An 18,402-nucleotide genomic window follows, 5' to 3' on the forward strand; every position below is an offset into this window, starting at 1 on the left:
GGACGTTAGTGGGCTCCGCTCACATGGTCCATGGGCAGCCACAGGACGGTGTCCGGGGTCACGGCTTCCTGGTGGGTGCGCAGCCCGGCCAGTTCGGCGTCGCTCAACGCCCGGTCGTGGACGCGGACGTCGTCGATGGCTCCGGTGAAGTACGCGCGGCTGTCCATTCGTTGGCCGATGTGCACACCGAACGGTGAGTTGCGGCTGACCGATCCGGGCACGTCCGCGGTGCTGACGGCGGTCCCGTCGACGAACAGCGTCAGCTGCCCCTGCCCGCGGCGCAGTGCCAACAGGTGCCACTGGCCGTCGTTGTAGGCGCCCGTCGTGCGGACGGACGCCGTGGTGGGGGCCGACGCGCCGTTGCGGGTGGTGATCAGCCCGGTGATCCGGTTGGAGGCGGGTTCGCCGCGCAGCCACACCTGGGGCTGCGTAGTACCGATGCCGCCCATCCACAGCAGCGGTTGTTCGCCGGTGGTGGCGGTGTAGCGGAACCACAGCGTGGCGGTGAAGTCCTTCGTCCCGAGCGGCAGCCGGTCCTGGTACGGCAACCGGACGGCGTCGTCCCTGCCGTCGAAGGCGAGGGCTCCGCCGAACACACCGTCGGTCTCCTGGGCTCCGCCGAGGACCGCGGAGCGCCGGGCGTGCGGGGCGAGGTCGGGCGTCGTCGGGTCCGGGCCGCGCCGCGGGGTGAGCCAGTCCTCGGTGAAGCGGGCGAAGCGGATCTCGTCGCGGGCGTCGACCGCGCCGCCCTCGTACAGCAGTCCCACGCTGCCGGCGTCGGCGCGCACCAGGTCCGAGTAGCCGGACCAGTCGGTGGTGACGACCGTGCCGCGGTCCACGCTGTCCCAGGTGCGTCCGCCGTCGTACGAGGACCGGATCATCATGGTGCGACGGCGGTCCGGGTCGCCGGGGCAGGCCAGCAGCAGCCGCTTGCCGAGGGGCAGGGACGAGCACTGCACCTGCGGGGCGTAGAGGTCCGGGAGGTCGCGGAAGGGGGCCACGAAGCTGTCGCCGCCGTCGCGGCTGACGGCCTGGGTGCGGTGGCCGAGGTCGGTGCCGTCCTGTTCCCGGCCGCTCACCAGGACCGAGCCGTCGGCGCGTTCGGCGAGGGTCATCTCGGACGGCTTCTGCCGGAAGGTGCCGTCGTCGGCGATCGGCCACGAGTCCGACGCCCCGACGTCCCAGCTGTCGCCGCCGTCGTCGCTGGTGATGAGGGCCGCGTGGTTGGCGGTGACCCGACTTCCGTTCCACGTCTCGGTGTTGACGCCGAAGACGAGCCGTCCCGCGTGCTTTCCGCGCGTCAGTTGGATGCCGTGCACGGGGCCGGTGGCGTACCAGGAGTTCCACTCCGGCGGGAGGATCTCGTCGCTCAGGTCGCGCGGCGGCGACCAGGTCCGCCCGTCGTCGTCGCTGTACTGGAGGTGCGGTGTGCGGTCGCAGGGCACGGAGCAGCTCGCGCTGTCCGTGCGGCCCGTGTTGTACGTCTCGGCGAGGAGGATGCGGCCCGTCTCCCGGTCCACGACGGGCGCCGGGTTGCCGTGGGTGTCGCCGCCGCCGTCGTTGACCACCTGGAGGGGACCCCAGGTGCGCCCGCCGTCGGTGGAGCGTTTGACGACGATGTCTATGTCGGCGGCGTCACCGCAGTTGAGGACGCGGCCCTCGGCGAACGCCAGCAGGGTCCCCTCGGCCGTCCGCACGACGGCGGGGATGCGGAAGCAGGCGTAACCCGGGTCCTGGGAGGCCTTGAACAGCACCTGTTGTTCGAACTCGGCTTGCGCGGACGTCTGTTCGGCGCCGGCGGGAGCCGGCAGTGCGAGGAGTGCGGCTGCGGCGAGCGCGGCCGTGAGGGTGGCTCCGACGGTGGATCTGAGGCGTGCGCGGAGATGTGACGGCATGGTGCGACCTGCCCTTCATCCGTCCGGGCAATCCGGATTCTCTGGACATCCCACGTCCAACGTTCGCGGCACAGACGCTACTTGGGCCCTCAGGCACCCCACAAGAAGCGTGCACCGGTCATGTTCACGTCCGATTGCGCCGCCGCCGTGGCAGGGGGACGAGCGGAAGTACGGCCGCCGACTGCGGAGTCGGCTCCGGAGCGCTCCTGCGGCAGACGAGTGCGTCCGGGTCGCCGGACGGCGCCTGGAGCGTGTACCCGTCCGGGCACACCGGTCCGGGGTCGCCCTTGGGGCCGGGCGGCCCCAGGTCGCCCGGGTCGCCCTTGTCGCCCTTGTCGCCCTTCGTGCCCGAGTTCCCGGGGTTCCCGGGGTTCCCGGGCAGTCCCTGGTAGCCCTGATCGCCCTGTGGGCCGGGAGGTCCCGCCGGGCCCGGTGAACCGTCCGCGCCGGGCGGGCCCGAGGGGCCGGACCCACCGTCCGCGCCCGCGGCGCCGGGCATGCCGGGCTCGCCGCGCTGCCCGTCGGCGCCCGGCTTCCCGCCCACGCCCCGCTCGCCCTTGGCGCCGGGCGCGCCGGGCGCTCCGGCGGGCACACGTACCCGGTCCATCAGACCGTCGATCGCCTCGGCGGGATCCGGCGCCGCCGGCGTGCCGCCGCCCGCCTCGACCTGGGCGCGCAGATCGCGCACGTCCTGCGCCAGGGTCGACAGTGCCTTGCCGCGCCGGTCCGCCTCCGAGCGCAGCGCGTCCGCCTTGCGGTCCCCGGCGTCGATGCGCGCCCAGAGGACCACCGCGACACCGGACAGCGCGACCAGGACACAGACGAGGAAGACGGTGCGCCACCGCACGGCTAGCACCTGCTGGAATCGGGTCACGGCGCCCCTCCCAGGCGATGGATGTCGAGGCGCAGCCGTGCGATCTCCGTCTGGTCCGCCGCGCGGAGCGTGGCCAGTTCGTCGATGCGCGAGTCACGCTCGGCGACCTGGCGCTCCAGGCGGTCGCGCTCGGACTGCAGCCGCTCGGTCAGGCTGGAGTAGCCGCTCAGGGCGTTCTCGCCCCGCTTTCCCAGATACGCCACGAGCGCCGCGCCCAGCGCGCCCGCGCAGGCGAGCAGCGAGCCGAACAGGGTGGTGCCGGCATCCAAGTAAACGCCTCCTACCTGGACGACGGGCCGCGCGGACGGGGCCCGATGGAATTCGCCAGGAGTAACGAGCACGGACGTACGAGGATGTGCGTACGGAGTCCGATACCTCGGACGGGTGGTGACGGAACGTCACCGAGCCCGTCCGTGCCGCCGTGCGCCCGGTGTGCCCACCGGGCGCACGCCGGTGCGGACGCGGGGCATCCGGGCGGCTCCACCCTGTGCAGGTCAGGGACGCAGGACCACCTTTCCGAGGTTGCCGCGGGACTCGATCGCCGCGTGCGCCGACGCGGCGTCCTCCAGCGCGAACTCCGCGTGCACGGCGGGCCGGAGAGCACCCTGCGTGAACAGTCGCCACAGCTCCTGGCGCCACCGCTCGTACCGCTCGGGATCCTCGCGGGCGATCCGCGCCATCTGAAAGCCGGTCACCGTCCTGGCGCCCACCAGCAGGTCGTAGGCGCGCACGGTTCCGCCGCCCGAGCTGTACGCGACGAGGCGTCCGCCCGGGGCGAGGGCCCCGATCGCCGGGGTCAGCAGATCCCCGCCGACGGCGTCGAGCGCGTAGTCGACGGGGGCGCCCCAGCGCTCGGTGTCGTACGTGACGACCTCGTCGGCGCCGAGCGCGCGCACGAACGCCGTCTTTGCGGACGCGGACACCGCTCCGACGACTCGCGAGGCCCCGCGCAGCCGGGCCAGCTGTACCGCCAGATGGCCGATCCCGCTCGCCGCCGCCGTGACGAGTGCCGACTCGCCCGGGACGGGGCGCCCCGCCTCCAGGGCGCCCAGCGCGACCAGACCGCTGCGCACGAGCGCCACCGCGTCGACGGCGCCCGCGCCGTCGGGTATCGGCGAGGCCATGGACTCGTGCAGGAGGGCGAGATCGGCGTAGGCGTGCCCGAAGCCGAGCCCGGTGACGCGGTCGCCCGTCCGGAAGCGGGTGACGCCCTCGCCGACGGCGACCACTTCGCCGGCGACCTCGCCGCCGAGCCGTATCGGCTCGGCCGCCTCGGTCACCTTGCGCACCACCGGCAGCGTCACCCCGATGGCCTCGGTGCGCACCAGCAGTTCGCCCGGTCCGGCGACAGGCTCGGGGACCTCCTCCAGGAACAGCGGGCCACCGGTGTGCTCGTAGCGGACGCGACGCATCGCACCTCCAGGAATGGGAGCGGTCATGGGGCATCGAAGAGCACCCACGAGAATCGTTGGGAGTCCCAACGGTAGGGCGCCATTCGTTGGGATGTCCAACGGCTTTTTCGCTACCCTGGCCGTATGTCCGCCCCCTTGCCCGCGATCCGCGCGCTCCCCAGCTGGCTCCTCGGCCGCGCCGCCGCCCGTGGCCGCGCCCTCGTCGCGGAGGCGCTGGCCGCCGAAGGCATGAAGATGTGGCACCACGTGGTGTTGTCCGCCGTCGCCGACCTCGGCCCCGTCGCGCAGGCCGAGCTCGGCCGCTCGATCGGCCTCGACCCCAAGGACCTGGTCGGCGTCCTGAACGACCTTCAGACGTCCGGCCTGGTCGTCCGCGCACCCGACCCCGGGGACCGCCGCAAGAACGCGGTCTCCCTCACCGCCGAGGGAGAGCGGGTGCTCCGCAGCTGCGAGACGGCGGCCCTGGAGGCGAACGACGTCCTGATGGCCCCCTTGTCCGCGTCCGAACGGGAGCAGTTCATGGGCCTGTTGATCCGGATTTCCGGTACGGACGGGTGACGCGGGCTAACGTTCCGTCATGACCGCACCCGAAGCCGAACCCCGTCTCGCCCTCGACCCGGCGCGCACCGCCCTCGTCCTCGTCGATCTGATGGACCGCATCGTGGCGCTGCCCCTGGAACCCCACAAGGGCACCGACGTGCTCACCACGTCCGAGGAAATGGCGACCGCCTTCCGCGCGGTGGGGGCACCCGTCGTGCTGATCCGTGTCGAGCGGCCCGGGGTCCCCGAACAGCCGCCCGGCAGCGGACTCGTGGCGGGCCTCGCGGCACCGGGCGACATCGAGATCGTGAAGCGGACCATCGGCGGCTTCCAGGGCACCGGCCTCGACGAGCGGCTGCGGGCCCACGGCGTCTCCACGCTGGTGTTCGGGGGCATCGCCACCAACCTCGGTGTCGAGTCGACCGCCCGGGCCGCCGGAGACCTCGGCTACGACCTCGTCTTCGTCGAGGACGCGATGGCCGCGTTCACCGCCCCCGAGCACGACGCCTCCGTCCGTCTCGACTTCCCGCGCCTCGGCACGGTCGTGACGGCGGCCGAGGTCCGCTTCGCGAAGAGCTGAGGCCCGGCGGAGCCTCCCGGCACCGGCCGGGCACACCGGGGGCCCCGGCGTGGACGGCACGGGCCCGGGGCGTGGACGGGGCGGCCCCTGCGGCCCGGACGCCCCGGGCCCTTTGGCGCAGGGCGCGAAAGCGATGGGCCGCTCGACACGGCGGCGCGGGAAAGACGGGGCCCCTCCGGCGCAGGGGGCGCTCCCCGCCGTTCGGGGCCCCGCCGCCGTGTCGCGGGGAGCCGGTCAGCCCTGGGCGGCCGCGGCCCGCAGGGCGATGCGGTGCTCGCCCGCGTACACGTTCATGGAGGGGCCGCGCAGGAAGCCGACCAGGGTCAGGCCCGCCTCCGCGGCCAGGTCGACCGCCAGGGACGACGGCGCCGACACCGCCGCGAGCACCGGAATGCCCGCCATCACCGCCTTCTGCGCCAGCTCGAACGACGCCCGTCCCGACACCAGCAGGACCGTCCGGGACAGCGGCAGCGAGCCGCTCTGCAGGGCGCGCCCCACCAGCTTGTCGACCGCGTTGTGCCGGCCGACGTCCTCCCGCACGTCGAGCAGCTCGCCCTCCGGCGAGAACAGCGCGGCCGCGTGCAGGCCCCCGGTCCGGTCGAAGACCCGCTGCGCCGCCCGCAGCCGGTCGGGGAGGCTCGCGAGCAGCTCGGGCTCCAGCCGCACCGGGGGAGTGTCGTCGATCGTCCAGCGGGCCGTCGTGCGGACCGCGTCCAGGCTGGCCTTGCCGCACAGGCCGCAGGAGGACGTCGTGTACACGTTCCGTTCGAGCGTGATGTCCGGGAGGACGACGCCGGGCGCCGTCCGCACGTCGACCACGTTGTAGCTGTTGGAACCGTCCACGGTCGCGCCCGCGCAGTACACGATGTTCTGGAGTTCGTCCGCGCCGCCCAGCACCCCCTCGCTGACGAGAAAGCCCGCCGCAAGGGCGAAGTCGTCGCCCGGGGTGCGCATGGTGATGGCGAGCGGCTTGCCGTTGAGGCGGATCTCCAGGGGTTCCTCCGCCACGAGGGTGTCCGGGCGGGTGCTCACGGCCCCGTCCCGGATGCGGATCACCTTGCGTCGTTCCGTGACTCGTCCCATGTCCTGATCAGTCCCGGTTCTGTACGTGCTGGTAGCCGAAGCGGCCCTTGATGCAGAGGTTGCCGTGGGTCACCGGGTTGTCGTGCGGGGAGGTGACCTTCACGATCTCATTGTCCTGCACGTGCAGGGTGAGATTGCAGCCCACTCCGCAGTAGGCGCACACCGTGGTCGTCTCGGTCTGCGCCGACTCGTCCCACGTACCCGCCGCGCGCATGTCGAACTCCGACTTGAAGGACAGCGCCCCCGTGGGGCACACCTCGATGCAGTTGCCGCAGTACACACAGGCCGAATCCGTGAGCGGCGCGTCGTGTTCCACGGCGATCCGGGCGTCGAAGCCGCGACCGGCGACGGAGATGGCGAAGGTGTTCTGCCACTGGTCGCCGCAGGCGTCCACGCACTTGTAGCAGAGGATGCACTTGTCGTAGTCCCGGACGTACAGGTCGTTGTCGACCTTCGGTTCCTCGTTCACCCGGGCGGCGTCCGGGCCGAAGCGGTCCGGCTTCGCCTCGTACTCCTTGATCCATTCGGCGGCCCCTGGAGTCGTCGACAGGTCGACGGAGGAGGCGAGCAGCTCCAGGACCACCTTGCGGCTGTGCCGGGCGCGCTCGGTGTCCGTGCGCACCTCCATCCCCGCCTCCGCCCGGCGCGAGCAGGCCGGGACGAGCGTGCGTGCGCCCTCCACCTCGACGACGCACACCCGGCACGCGTTCTTGGGTGTCAGGGTGTCGCCCTGGCACAGCGTCGGTACGTCCTTGCCCGCGGCCCGGCAGGCGTCGAGGATCGTCGAGCCCTCCGGCACCCGGGCCTCCTGCCCGTCCAGGGTGAACTCGATCAGCCGGCGGGGCACTCCCAGCGGTACCACGGTCATGCGGCGGCCTCCGTCCGGTCCACTGCGGTCATCATGCGGCGGCCTCCGCCCGGTCGATTGCGGTCATTCGTACGCCCCCAGACGATCGATGGCGGATTCCACGGCGTTCCACGCGGTCTGTCCCAGACCGCAGATCGAGGCGTCCCGCATGGCGCGGCCCACCTCGCGCAGCAGGGCGATGTCGTCGGCGGCGGCCGCTCCGGTGCGCTCCGCGATCCGGTGCAGCGCCTCCTCCTGGCGTACGGTCCCCACCCGGCAGGGCACGCACTGCCCGCACGACTCGTCACGGAAGAACTCGGCGATCCGCAGCAGCAGCCGGGGCAGCGGGACCGTGTCGTCGAACGCCATGACCACACCCGAGCCGAGCGTGGTGCCCGCCTCCCGGGTGCCTTCGAAGGTGAGCGGGATGTCGAGCTCGTCCGGCCGTACGAAGCCGCCCGCCGCACCGCCCAGCAGGACCGCCCGCAGCCGCTCGCGCACCCCCGCCCGTTCGAGCAGCTCGCCCAGCGTGGCGCCGAACGGCAGTTCGTAGACGCCGGGCCGGTCCACGCTGCCCGACACGCAGTACAGCTTCGGGCCGGTGGAGCCGGCCGTGCCGATCGCCGCGTACGCGGGAGCCCCCATCGTGAGGACGGGCAGCACGTTCACCAGCGTCTCGACGTTGTTCTCCACCGTCGGCTTGCCGAACAGCCCCTTCTCCACCGGGAACGGCGGCTTCGACCGGGGCTCTCCCCGGTAGCCCTCGATCGAGTTGAACAGGGCGGTCTCCTCACCGCAGATGTACGCGCCCGCGCCCCGCCGGATCTCGATGTCGAAGGCGTAGCCCTGCCCGAGGACGTCGTCGCCGAGCAGCCCCCGGGCGCGTGCCTGCCCGATGGCGTGCTCCATCCGGCGCAGCGCGCGCGGGTACTCGCCGCGCAGGTACAGATAGCCCTGGTGGGCGCCGACCGCGTACGCCGCGACGGTCATCGCCTCCACGAGCGCGTACGGGTCGCCCTCCATGAGCACCCGGTCCTTGAAGGTGCCGGGCTCGGACTCGTCCGCGTTGCACACCAGGTAGTGCGGATGGTCGGGCTGGGACGCCGTGGCCTGCCATTTGCGGCCGGTGGGGAAGGCGGCGCCGCCGCGCCCGACCAGGCCCGCGTCGGTCACCTCGCGGATCACCGCGGCGGGGCCGATCGCGAACGCCCGGCGCAGCGCGGTGTACCCGCCGTGCGCCCGGTAGTCGTCGAGGTCGGCCGGGTCCACCACACCGACCCGGCTCAGAAGCACCAGTGACGGGTCGCCCGCCTGGGGGACGGCCATGACCGCGGGCGGCTCGTCGTCCGCCGAGCCGGGCGCGCCGCCCGCGGCCACCGCACTCTCGACGGTGGCCGGCGCCGACACCGCCGTGCGGGCCGGGTCCCCGGCTCTGATCGCGAGCGCGGCCGGAGCGCGCTCGCACAGGCCGAGGCAGGGACTGCGCTCCACCGCGACACCGCTGCCGGCACCGAGCCGGGCCTCGACCCCGGCGCACAGGTCCGCGGCGCCGGCCGCCGCGCACGCGAGGTCCGTGCACACGTGCAGCACGGTCGCGGGCCGCGGACGCACCGAGAACATCGCGTAGAACGTCGCGACACCGTACGCCTCCGCGGGCGGCACGGTCAGCCGGCGGCACAGGTAGTCGAGCGCGCCCTCGCTGATCCAGCCGATCCGGTCGTTCAGGGCGTGCAGCCCCGGCAACAGCAGGTCGCGGCGCTCCCTGGCCTCCCGGCCGCCGCGCGCCCACCTCAGATCGGCGTCGCTGCGGTCGGCGCCCTCCCACGAGGACTGCGGAGGGCCGAGCAGCGCGTCGACCGCCGCCCGTTCCTCGTCCGTCGGCTTGCTGTCGCCGAAGTGCAGGTCCACCACGTCACCTCACTTGAATCGGGGCCGGCAGCTTCTCGATCCGGATCGCCGAGGCCTTGAACTCCGCGGTGCCGGCGATCGGGCAGTTCGCCTCGATCGTCAGCTGGTTGGTGTCCACCTCGTCCGGGAAATGCATGGTCATGAAGGCGAGACCGGGCCGCAGCGCGGTGTCGATCCACACCGGTGCCAGCACTGTTCCGCGGCGCGAGGAGACCCGGACCTCCTCGCCCACCACGACCCCGTAGCGCTCGGCATCCTCCGGGCACAGCTCCACGTACTCGCCGCGCCGCAGCGGTGAGGCGAAACCACCGCTCTGCACACCGGTGTTGTACGAGTCGAGCCGTCGCCCGGTGGTGAGCCGGATCGGGTACTCCTCGTCCGTCAGGTCCACCGGCGGGTCGTGCTGCACCAGCCCGAACGGCGCGAGGCGCCCGCGGTCGGCCGGGTCGGACTCCCACAACCGGCCGTGCAGATAGGTCGGTTCGAGCCGCGCGACGTCCGGGCAGGGCCACTGGATGCCCTGGTGCTCCTCCAGTCGCTCGTACGTCATCCCGTAGTGGTCCCGCGACACCGACCGCAGCTCGTTCCAGACGGCCTCCGCGTCGGCGTACTTCCAGTCGTGCCCCAGGCGGGCAGCGAGGTCGCAGATGATGTCGATGTCCTCGCGGGCCTCACCGGGCGGGGTGACCGCCGCGCGGACCCGCTGGACCCGCCGCTCGCTGTTGGTGGTCGTGCCGTCGGTCTCCGCCCATCCGGCGGTCGCGGGCAGCACCACGTCCGCCAACTGGGCCGTCTTCGTGAGGAAGATGTCCTGGACGACGAGGAAGTCGAGGGCGCGCAGCCGGCGCACCGCCTGTTCGCTGTCGGCCTCCGACTGCGCGGGGTTCTCGCCGATGCAGTAGACAGCCCTGAGCGTGCGCTCCTCCATCGCCTCGAACATCTCCGTCAGGTTCAGCCCGTAGTGCGGCTGGATGACGGTGTCCCAGGCGGTCTCGAACTTCAGCCGCGTCGGCGGGTCGAGGATGTCCTGGAAGCCGGGCAGCCGGTTGGGGATGGCGCCCATGTCGCCGCCGCCCTGCACGTTGTTCTGGCCGCGCAGCGGCTGGAGCCCGGAGCCGTACCGGCCCACGTGCCCGGTCAGCAGTGACAGGTTGATCAGCGCGCGCACGTTGTCCGTGCCGTTGTGGTGCTCGGTGATGCCGAGCGTCCAGCACAGCTGGGCCCGCTCGGCGCGGGCGTAGGCGTGCGCCAACTCCCTTATGGCCGCCGCCGGTACACCGGTCACCTTCTCGGCGAGCGACAGCGTCCAGGGCTCGACCAGCTGCCGGTACTCCTCGAAGCCGCTCGTCGCCCGCTCGACGAACGCCCGGTTGGCGAGGCCCGCGTGGATGATCTCCCGGCCGATCGCGTGCGCCATCGGGATGTCCGTGCCCACGTTCAGCCCGAGCCAGCTCTCCGCCCACTCGGCCGTCGAGGTGCGGCGCGGGTCGACCGCGTACATACGGGCGCCGTTCCTGATCCCCCTCAGGACGTGCTGGAAGAAGATCGGGTGCGCGAACCGTGCGTTGGAGCCCCACATCACGATGAGGTCGGTGTGCTCGACCTCCTCGTACGACGACGTCCCGCCGCCCGAACCGAAGGCCGCCGACAGTCCGGCGACACTCGGGGCGTGACAGGTGCGGTTGCAGGAGTCCACGTTGTTCGTGCCCATGACGACCCGGGCGAACTTCTGCGCCACGTAGTTCATCTCGTTGGTCGCGCGGGCGCAGGAGAACATGCCGAAGGCGCCGCGAGCGGCCCCCAGTCCTGCGGCCGCGCGGGTCAGCGCCTCGTCCCAGGTGGCCCGCCGGAAGGGCTCGTCGCGTGAGTCCCTCACCAGCGGGTGCGTGAGCCGGGCATATGTCTTCGGCTGTCGTTTCCTCATGCGGCGGTCCTCAATGCGAGCAGGTCCGAAATGGCGTGGACGGTGCGGAGCGTGGGCACCGGGACGTCGGTGATCTCCGCCAACTCGACGACGGCCGCGAGGAGTACGTCGAGTTCGAGCGGTTTGCCGCGCTCCAGGTCCTGGAGCGTGGACGTGCGGTGGTCGCCCACCCGCTCGGCGCCGGCCAGGCGCCGTTCGATGGAGACGCCGACCTTGCAGCCGAGGGCCTCGGCGACCGCGAGCGTCTCGGTCATCATGATCTCGATGACCTTGCGGGTGCCGCCGTGCAGGCACATCTGCCGCATCGTGGCGCGGGCCAGTGCGCTGATCGGGTTGAAGGAGATGTTGCCCAGCAGCTTGAGCCAGATGTCGTTGCGCAGGTCCTGCTCGACGGGGCACTTGAGACCGCCCGCCTGCATGGCCTCGCTGAACGCCGTGCACCGGTCGGAGACCGACCGGTCGGGCTCGCCGACGGAGAACCGGGTGCCTTCGAGGTGGCGTACGACGCCCGGGCCCGCCAGTTCGGTCGCCGCGTACACCACGCAGCCGATGGCCCGTTCGGGCGCGAGCACGGCACTGACCGCGCCGCCGGGGTCCACGCTCTCGACGCGGTGGCCGTCGTGCGGGCCGCCGTGCCGGTGGAAGTACCACCAGGGGATGCCGTTCTGGGCGGCGATGACCGCCGTGGTGTCGTGCAGCAGCGGCTCGATCAGCGGCCCGCACGCCGCGTACGAGTTCGCCTTCAGACCCAGCAGGACGTAGTCGACCGGACCCACCTGGGCCGGGTCGTCGGTGGCGTGCGCACGCGCGGTGAAGTCCCCGCGCGGGCTGAGGACTTGGACTCCGTGCTGCCTCATGGCCGCAAGGTGCGGTCCACGGGCGATGAGATGCACGTCGGCGCCCGTGCGGTGCAGCGCGGCGCCGACGTAGGCGCCGATCGCACCGGCGCCGAGAACTGCGACTTTCACGGTGGCTCGCTCCGTTCGGTCGAGGGTACCGAGGAACTGCCGAACTCTGTCGACGAAATATTGTCTACAGTATGGAGGTTGGGGCAGCAAGACTTCGCGCAGCACCTGGGCAGGACTTGGCCGAGGGGCCAAGGTCGGTGCGGCCGGGCCTCGTTCGGGCGGCGCGCGTCGCCGTGGCGAGCTGACCGCGACTTTCCGGGGCGCCTTCGCCAGGACGGTGGCGCCTTCGCCGGGACCGTGGCGCCTTCGCCAGGACGGTGGCGCCTTCGCCCTGGGGCGGCGGCGCGGGGTGCGGGTCCGTCCCACATCTCAAGATCGGCACATCGCTCGGTGCGGGGTGCAGGCGACGGCACACTGTCCGGGTGCGATCACTGAGGGCCCTCGGAAGGGTCGCGGTGCTCCTGGCCGTGACGGGATGCGGCGCCGCGGGCGCCCGCGCCGGCGGCACCGACGGCGACGCCGCGAGTCCGGTACCGCGCGACGCCGCGACCGAGGTGCCCCATGACGCCACGAGTCCCGTACCCCGTGTGCCGGTGAAGACGCCCGAGGCGCAACCGTCCATGGATCCCGCTTCGATCACCGTGCTGGTCGCCTTCGTCGGCGGTCCCGCCGACGGCCGTACGCGACCACTGCCCCTCACGGTCGTGCGCGACGGGATCACCGTCCTCGGGACGCACTACGAGCCGACGAGCACGACCCGACCGGAAGTGATCGACACCGCTGAGGGGCCGGCCCAGGTGTTCCGCCCGAGCTGAGCCGCCGCCTTGCCGCGCGCATCCGCCAGCGACGGCGCGGGCGGCACCGCCGGGTCACGGGGCATCCCGCCGGCGGGCGGAGCGGACATGCCGCAGCGCCGGACGCGGGCCGTCCGGGCTCGGGGCTGCCCGTCATCGGCACTTCGTCCCGGAATCGGGGAACCGACGTCCACGGCGAGGCGACGTCAGCCGGCTCGTCCGCCCCGACGCATGCCGGTGACCTTCCGCAGGCGGTGACCGGGCCGCGTTCGCCGGGAGCGAGGGGGCGGGATCCGGCCGGGCGGAAGCCGTTCGTCCGGTCCGGACGACCGCTCGTCGCGCGTGGCATACCGCTCACCGCATACGGTCGACCGATTCACGCCGCGCGGGTTCCCAACTCCGGTACCGCTTTCTATCGTCCCGGATCATGAGTCCCCCTGTCGCACCGCCCGGCTGGAGCCGCTGGCTCGTCCCGCCGGCCGCACTGTCGGTCCACCTCTCCATCGGCCAGGCCTACGCCTGGAGCGTCTTCAAGCCGCCGCTCGAATCCGCGCTCGGCCTCAGTGGCACCCAGAGCGCGCTCCCCTTCCAGCTCGGCATCGTCATGCTCGGCCTGTCGGCCGCGTTCGGCGGCACGCTCGTCGAGCGCAACGGGCCGCGCTGGGCCATGACGGTCGCCCTGGTCTGCTTCTCCTCCGGGTTCCTGATCTCGGCGCTGGGCGCCGCCACCGAGCAGTACTGGCTGATCGTGCTCGGCTACGGCTTCGTCGGCGGGATCGGCCTCGGCATCGGCTACATCTCGCCCGTCTCGACCCTGATCAAGTGGTTCCCGGACAGGCCCGGCATGGCCACCGGCATCGCCATCATGGGCTTCGGCGGCGGCGCGCTGATCGCCTCGCCGTGGTCCACGCAGATGCTCAAGTCGTTCGGGTCCGACTCCTCCGGGATCGCGCTCGCCTTCCTCGTGCACGGGCTGGCGTACGCCGTCTTCATGTCGCTCGGCGTGCTGCTGGTGCGGGTCCCGCGTGGTGAGAAGCCCGCCGCGTCCGGTCCGAGCGCGCTCGACGGCGTGCAGGTCTCGGCCCGCAACGCGGTGCGCACCCCGCAGTTCTGGTGCCTGTGGCTCGTGCTGTGCATGAACGTGACCGCCGGCATCGGCATCCTGGAGAAGGCCGCCCCGATGATCACGGACTTCTTCGCGGACACGTCCACCCCGGTGTCCGCGTCCGCGGCCGCGGGATTCGTCGCGCTGCTCTCGGCGGCGAACATGGCGGGCCGCATCGGCTGGTCCTCGACGTCCGACCTCATCGGGCGCAAGAACATCTACCGCGTCTACCTCGGCGTGGGCGCACTGATGTACGCGCTCATCGCCTGGTTCGGGGACTCGTCGAAGCCGCTGTTCATCCTCTGCGCCCTGGTGATCCTCTCCTTCTACGGCGGCGGCTTCGCGACCGTCCCCGCCTATCTGAAGGATCTCTTCGGCACCTACCAGGTCGGCGCGATCCACGGCCGGCTGCTCACCGCGTGGTCCACGGCGGGCGTCCTCGGTCCGCTGATCGTCAACTGGATCGCGGACCGCCAGGAGGAGGCCGGCAAGCACGGCTCCTCGCTCTACGGCACCTCGTTCCTGATCATGATCGGGCTGCTGGCCGTCGGCTTCGTCGCCAACGAGCTGGTCCGCCCCGTGCACGCCCGCCATCACATCCCCGCACCGAGGGAGGCCGCCGATGACGACTCCGTCCAGCCCCAGCAGTCCGCCTAGCCGCCGCGCGTTGATCGCCGTCGCCTGGCTGTGGGTGGGGATCCCGTTCGGTTACGGGCTGTACGAACTGACCCAGAAGGCGACCCAGCTGTTCACGGGATGACCGCCGGACGCCCTTCTGTCCGGTGACCCTGTGTGGGGCTGTCGGCACCGACGCCGTGCGGGAGTGCTGACAGAAGCCGACAAGCCTGGCGCCGCATTCCTGTGGCATCACCTGCCCTCGTACCCGTGAGTCACTGATCAGACTGGTGGATCCCGCTACCCAAGGCAACGAGGGGGACCACCCATGAACGGCTCACGGATCGCCGCCGTCGGCCACTACCAGCCCGCCAAGGTGCTCACCAACGAGGACCTGGCGGGCATGGTCGACACCAGCGACGAGTGGATCAGGAGCCGGGTGGGCATCCGCACACGCCATGTCGCGGGCCCCGACGAACCGGTCGACGAGCTGGCCGCGCACGCCGCGGCCAAGGCGCTCGCGGCGGCCGGCCTGACCCCCGGCGACATCGACCTGGTCCTCGTCGCCACGTCCACGGCCGTCGACCGCTCCCCGAACATGGCGGCCCGCGTCGCCGCCCGCCTCGGCGTGCCCTCCCCGGCCGCCATGGACGTGAACGTCGTCTGCGCCGGCTTCACGCACGCCCTCGCCACCGCCGACCACGCCGTGCGCGCCGGTGCCGCGACCCGGGCCCTGGTCATCGGCGCCGACAAGATGACCGACGTGACGGACTGGACCGACCGTACGACGTGCGTGCTGGTCGGGGACGGTGCCGGTGCCGCGGTCGTCGAGGCCTCCGACGAGGGCGGCATCGGGCCGGTGCTGTGGGGATCGGTGCCCGAGATGGGGCACGCGGTACGGATCGAGGGCACGCCCGCCCGGTTCGCCCAGGAGGGGCAGAGCGTCTACCGCTGGGCCACCACCCAGTTGCCGCCGATCGCCCGGAAGGCGTGCGAGCGGGCCGGTCTCGCCCCGCAGGACCTCGCCGGAGTCGTCCTGCACCAGGCGAACCTGCGCATCATCGAGCCCCTCGCCGAGAAGATCGGCGCCGTGAACGCGGTCGTCGCGCGCGACGTCACCGAATCCGGCAACACCTCCGCCGCGAGCATCCCGCTCGCCTTCTCCAAGCTCGTCGAACGCGGCGAGATCCGCAGCGGGGATCCGGTTCTGCTCTTCGGGTTCGGCGGAAACCTGTCGTACGCCGGGCAGGTCGTGCGCTGCCCCTGACGTGCACGGACATCCCGGTGTGACGAGTCCAACTCCCGTTCTCCCTGGCCATTGTGCGCCGTAGACTGTAGACGAAAGACAATTCATACTGGCTTTCCGGTGGCGTCGGCTCCCGAGCGGCTCCGGCCGACCGGTGGCACCGGCTTTCGGCTGCCGCACCCGCCGCTGCCTCAGGAGGGGGACCGTGATGTTGTCGACCGGACTGCCGCAAGGGTCCGTGCCCAAGCTGGAACGGCCCGGCCCGTTGCGCGACCGCGTCTACGAGGCGCTGCTCGAACTCATCACCACCCGTGCCCTCCAGCCGGGCCAGCACCTGGTCGAGAGCGAACTCGCCGGGCATCTCGGGGTCTCCCGCCAGCCGGTGCGCGAGGCGTTGCAGCGGCTGAACACGGAGGGGTGGGTCGACCTGCGTCCCGCCCAGGGCGCGTTCGTGCACGAGCCGACGGAGGAGGAGGCCGACCAACTCCTCACCGTGCGTACGCTGCTGGAGGCCGAGGCGGCCCGCCTCGCCGCCGCCAACGCCGGGAGCGCCGGTATCGCCGCCCTGGAGGAGCTGTGTGCCGAGGGCGAGCGCGCGGTCTCCGCGGACGACGTGGACGGCGCGGTCGCGATGAACGCCCGTTTCCACGCGAAGGTGATGGAGCTCGCCGGCAACACCGTCCTCGCCGAGCTGGCCGCGCAGGTCGACCGGCGCGTCCGCTGGTACTACACGCCGGTCGCCCGGCAGCGTGGCCGGCAGTCCTGGATCGAGCACCGTGACCTCATCGCGGCGATCGCGGACCGCGACGAGCCGCGCGCCACTCAGGTCATGCGCGCGCACACGGAGCACACGCGCAAGACGTACCACGAGCGGGAGAAGTAACTCCGCCCGCCCGGAAGCCGCTCGGTGCCGCCGGGACGACGCTCCGCGCCCTCGGGGCGGCGCACCGAGGCCGCTCCTCCGGCCCACGCGGCCCGGACAGCCGTACGCCGCCGACGAGGTGAGGCTCGCGCGGCGGCCGGCCGTGGTTCGTCCCGCCCGACAGCCTTACGTCGCCGCCCCGCTGAAGACGGCCGGCGCGCCCCCGGCTCCCGTCCGGGCGGTCCAGTGCCGCGACACCGAAGGCGTTCCGCGCCGCGTCGCCCCGTTCGGGCCGTCACGTCCAGAGTGCTTCCAACACCCCGGCCACCAGGCAGAGTTCCCCTGAACGTCCCCTGTCGGGCACCCCCCGGTGCCGGCCAGGGGGCGCGCCCTTGCGCTGTCGGCAGCCCCTGCTTTGTCCTGTCAGTGGAAAAAGTTGAGAGCAATTCGTGCGCGACTTCTTCCCACCCCCGGCAGCCACTGCTACGTTCCCCTCGAAAGCGAGACCGGCGAAGTTGGCCGGAACGCGACGGACGCAGGCCGATTGAGGCGGGGAGGGGCTCGTGAGACGTATGACGGCACGACCTGCCAATGCGCACCAGGCTCGCCTGTTGCGCCTGCTGCGTGACGGAGGGCCCAACTCCCGCGCCCAGCTCGGGGACCAGATCGACCTCTCCCGGTCGAAGCTGGCCGTCGAGGTGGAACGGCTCCTGGAGACCGGGCTCGTGGTGGCCGACGGACTCGCCGCATCCCGCGGTGGCCGCCGCTCCCACAACATCCGGCTCGCACCGGCACTGCGCTTCCTCGGCGTCGACATCGGCGCCACCTCGATCGACGTCGCCGTCACCAACGCCGAGCTGGAGGTCCTGGGCCACATCAACCAGCCCATGGACGTCCGCGAGGGCCCGGTCGCGGTCTTCGAGCAAGTCCTCTCCATGGCGGCCAAGTTGCGCGCCTCGGGGCTCGCGGAAGGGTTCGACGGCGCCGGCATCGGCGTCCCCGGACCGGTCCGTTTCCCCGAGGGTGTCCCGGTCGCCCCGCCGATCATGCCCGGCTGGGACGGCTTCCCGGTCCGCGAGGCACTCAGCCAGGAACTCGGCTGCCCGGTCATGGTCGACAACGACGTGAACCTGATGGCCATGGGGGAGCAGCACGCGGGCGTCGCACGCTCCGTGGGCGACTTCCTCTGCGTCAAGATCGGTACCGGCATCGGCTGTGGCATCGTCGTCGGCGGCGAGGTCCACCGCGGTACGACGGGCAGTGCCGGCGACATCGGCCACATCCAGGCCGTACCCGACGGCCGTCCGTGCGCCTGCGGCAACCGCGGTTGCCTGGAGGCACACTTCAGCGGCGCCGCGCTCGCCCGCGACGCCGTCGAGGCGGCCCAACAGGGTCTCTCGGCGGAGCTCGCCGCACGACTGGAGACGAACGGCGCCCTGAGCGCCGTCGACGTCGCCGCCGCGGCCGCCGCGGGCGACGCCACCGCGCTCGACCTGATCCGCGAGGGCGGCAACCGCACCGGCCAGGTCATCGCCGGCCTGGTCAGCTTCTTCAACCCGGGCCTGGTGGTGATCGGCGGCGGGGTGACGGGTCTCGGCCACACCCTGCTCGCCGCGATCCGCACCCAGGTCTACCGTCAGTCGCTGCCCCTCGCGACCGGCAACCTCCCCATCGTTCTCGGGGAGTTGGGGCCCACCGCCGGAGTCATCGGCGCGGCCCGGCTCATCAGCGACCACCTGTTCTCACCCGCGTAGCCCACCACACCAGCACGCATCACCAGCCGCACCGTCGGCACGTGTCACCAGCACA

At 72.3% G+C, this 18,402-nt stretch carries 17 protein-coding genes; 8 read left to right on the plus strand and 9 right to left on the minus strand.

What is annotated here, in order from left to right:
- Positions 1-5: 5 nt before the first annotated feature.
- The 4 genes from BKI49_RS31375 to BKI49_RS31390 form a co-directional block, all read right to left on the minus strand.
- Positions 6-1,895, minus strand: coding sequence for a sialidase family protein (locus BKI49_RS31375; RefSeq protein WP_095937674.1), 1,890 nt, complete (start codon positions 1,893-1,895; stop codon positions 6-8).
- A gap of 124 nt (positions 1,896-2,019) precedes the next feature.
- The gene (locus BKI49_RS35470) at positions 2,020-2,769 is read right to left on the minus strand and encodes a collagen-like protein (protein ID WP_179332644.1); all 750 of its coding nucleotides are present in this window, start codon (positions 2,767-2,769) and stop codon (positions 2,020-2,022) included.
- Positions 2,766-3,038: a hypothetical protein gene (locus BKI49_RS31385; RefSeq protein WP_028801797.1), complete on the minus strand. Its 273-nt coding sequence runs from the start codon at positions 3,036-3,038 to the stop codon at positions 2,766-2,768. Before BKI49_RS31385 ends, BKI49_RS35470 begins: the two co-directional genes overlap by 4 nt.
- Before the next feature lie 225 nt (positions 3,039-3,263).
- Entirely contained in the window at positions 3,264-4,181 is a 918-nt protein-coding gene (locus BKI49_RS31390; RefSeq protein WP_095937675.1) for a quinone oxidoreductase family protein, read from the minus strand.
- Positions 4,182-4,304: 123 nt separating this feature from the next.
- On the opposite strand from BKI49_RS31390, the gene BKI49_RS31395 reads away from it, so the two are divergent.
- Complete coding sequence (locus BKI49_RS31395; RefSeq protein WP_095937676.1) at positions 4,305-4,739, plus strand: MarR family winged helix-turn-helix transcriptional regulator; 435 nt, start codon at positions 4,305-4,307, stop codon at positions 4,737-4,739.
- A gap of 19 nt (positions 4,740-4,758) precedes the next feature.
- On the plus strand, positions 4,759-5,301 hold the full coding sequence (locus tag BKI49_RS31400; RefSeq protein WP_095937677.1) for an isochorismatase family protein: 543 nt from the start codon (positions 4,759-4,761) through the stop codon (positions 5,299-5,301).
- A 234-nt stretch (positions 5,302-5,535) separates the two neighbouring features.
- On the opposite strand, the gene fdhD is transcribed toward BKI49_RS31400, so the two are convergent.
- The 5 genes from fdhD to BKI49_RS31425 all read right to left on the minus strand — a co-directional run bounded on the left by fdhD (position 5,536) and on the right by BKI49_RS31425 (position 12,031).
- A complete protein-coding gene (gene fdhD / locus BKI49_RS31405) occupies positions 5,536-6,384 on the minus strand; it encodes a formate dehydrogenase accessory sulfurtransferase FdhD (protein WP_095937678.1) in 849 nt (282 codons plus the stop codon).
- A 7-nt stretch (positions 6,385-6,391) separates the two neighbouring features.
- Positions 6,392-7,252, minus strand: a complete 861-nt coding sequence (locus BKI49_RS31410) for a 2Fe-2S iron-sulfur cluster-binding protein (RefSeq protein WP_095937679.1) — start codon at positions 7,250-7,252, stop codon at positions 6,392-6,394.
- Positions 7,253-7,315: 63 nt separating this feature from the next.
- On the minus strand, positions 7,316-9,139 hold the full coding sequence (locus BKI49_RS31415; protein WP_095937701.1) for an NADH-ubiquinone oxidoreductase-F iron-sulfur binding region domain-containing protein: 1,824 nt from the start codon (positions 9,137-9,139) through the stop codon (positions 7,316-7,318).
- Positions 9,140-9,143: 4 nt separating this feature from the next.
- The gene (locus BKI49_RS31420) at positions 9,144-11,063 is read right to left on the minus strand and encodes a molybdopterin oxidoreductase family protein (protein ID WP_095937680.1); all 1,920 of its coding nucleotides are present in this window, start codon (positions 11,061-11,063) and stop codon (positions 9,144-9,146) included.
- Positions 11,060-12,031 (minus strand): 2-dehydropantoate 2-reductase, encoded by a 972-nt coding sequence (locus tag BKI49_RS31425; protein WP_095937681.1) that lies wholly within the window; start codon positions 12,029-12,031, stop codon positions 11,060-11,062. The genes BKI49_RS31420 and BKI49_RS31425 overlap by 4 nt, the downstream gene beginning before the upstream one ends.
- 362 nt (positions 12,032-12,393) lie before the next feature.
- Here BKI49_RS31425 and BKI49_RS36080 point away from each other — a divergent pair, with 362 nt between their 5' ends.
- The 6 genes from BKI49_RS36080 to BKI49_RS31450 all read left to right on the plus strand — a co-directional run bounded on the left by BKI49_RS36080 (position 12,394) and on the right by BKI49_RS31450 (position 18,347).
- Positions 12,394-12,786 carry a hypothetical protein gene (locus BKI49_RS36080; protein ID WP_257005030.1) on the plus strand — a complete coding sequence of 131 codons (393 nt, stop codon included), beginning with the start codon at positions 12,394-12,396 and terminating at the stop codon, positions 12,784-12,786.
- A gap of 406 nt (positions 12,787-13,192) precedes the next feature.
- Entirely contained in the window at positions 13,193-14,527 is a 1,335-nt protein-coding gene (locus tag BKI49_RS31435; RefSeq protein ID WP_095937682.1) for an OFA family MFS transporter, read from the plus strand.
- Complete coding sequence (locus BKI49_RS35475) at positions 14,493-14,630, plus strand: MFS transporter small subunit (protein WP_179332645.1); 138 nt, start codon at positions 14,493-14,495, stop codon at positions 14,628-14,630. The genes BKI49_RS31435 and BKI49_RS35475 overlap by 35 nt, the downstream gene beginning before the upstream one ends.
- 183 nt (positions 14,631-14,813) lie before the next feature.
- On the plus strand, positions 14,814-15,752 hold the full coding sequence (locus tag BKI49_RS31440) for a beta-ketoacyl-ACP synthase III (protein ID WP_095937683.1): 939 nt from the start codon (positions 14,814-14,816) through the stop codon (positions 15,750-15,752).
- A gap of 187 nt (positions 15,753-15,939) precedes the next feature.
- Positions 15,940-16,614 carry a GntR family transcriptional regulator gene (locus BKI49_RS31445; RefSeq protein ID WP_028801785.1) on the plus strand — a complete coding sequence of 225 codons (675 nt, stop codon included), beginning with the start codon at positions 15,940-15,942 and terminating at the stop codon, positions 16,612-16,614.
- Positions 16,615-17,165: 551 nt separating this feature from the next.
- The gene (locus tag BKI49_RS31450; RefSeq protein ID WP_095937684.1) at positions 17,166-18,347 is read left to right on the plus strand and encodes an ROK family transcriptional regulator; all 1,182 of its coding nucleotides are present in this window, start codon (positions 17,166-17,168) and stop codon (positions 18,345-18,347) included.
- The last annotated feature ends 55 nt before the right edge of the window (positions 18,348-18,402 follow it).

It is taken from the genome of Streptomyces sp. Tue6028 (assembly GCF_002300165.1).
GTDB lineage: Bacteria > Actinomycetota > Actinomycetes > Streptomycetales > Streptomycetaceae > Streptomyces > Streptomyces siamensis.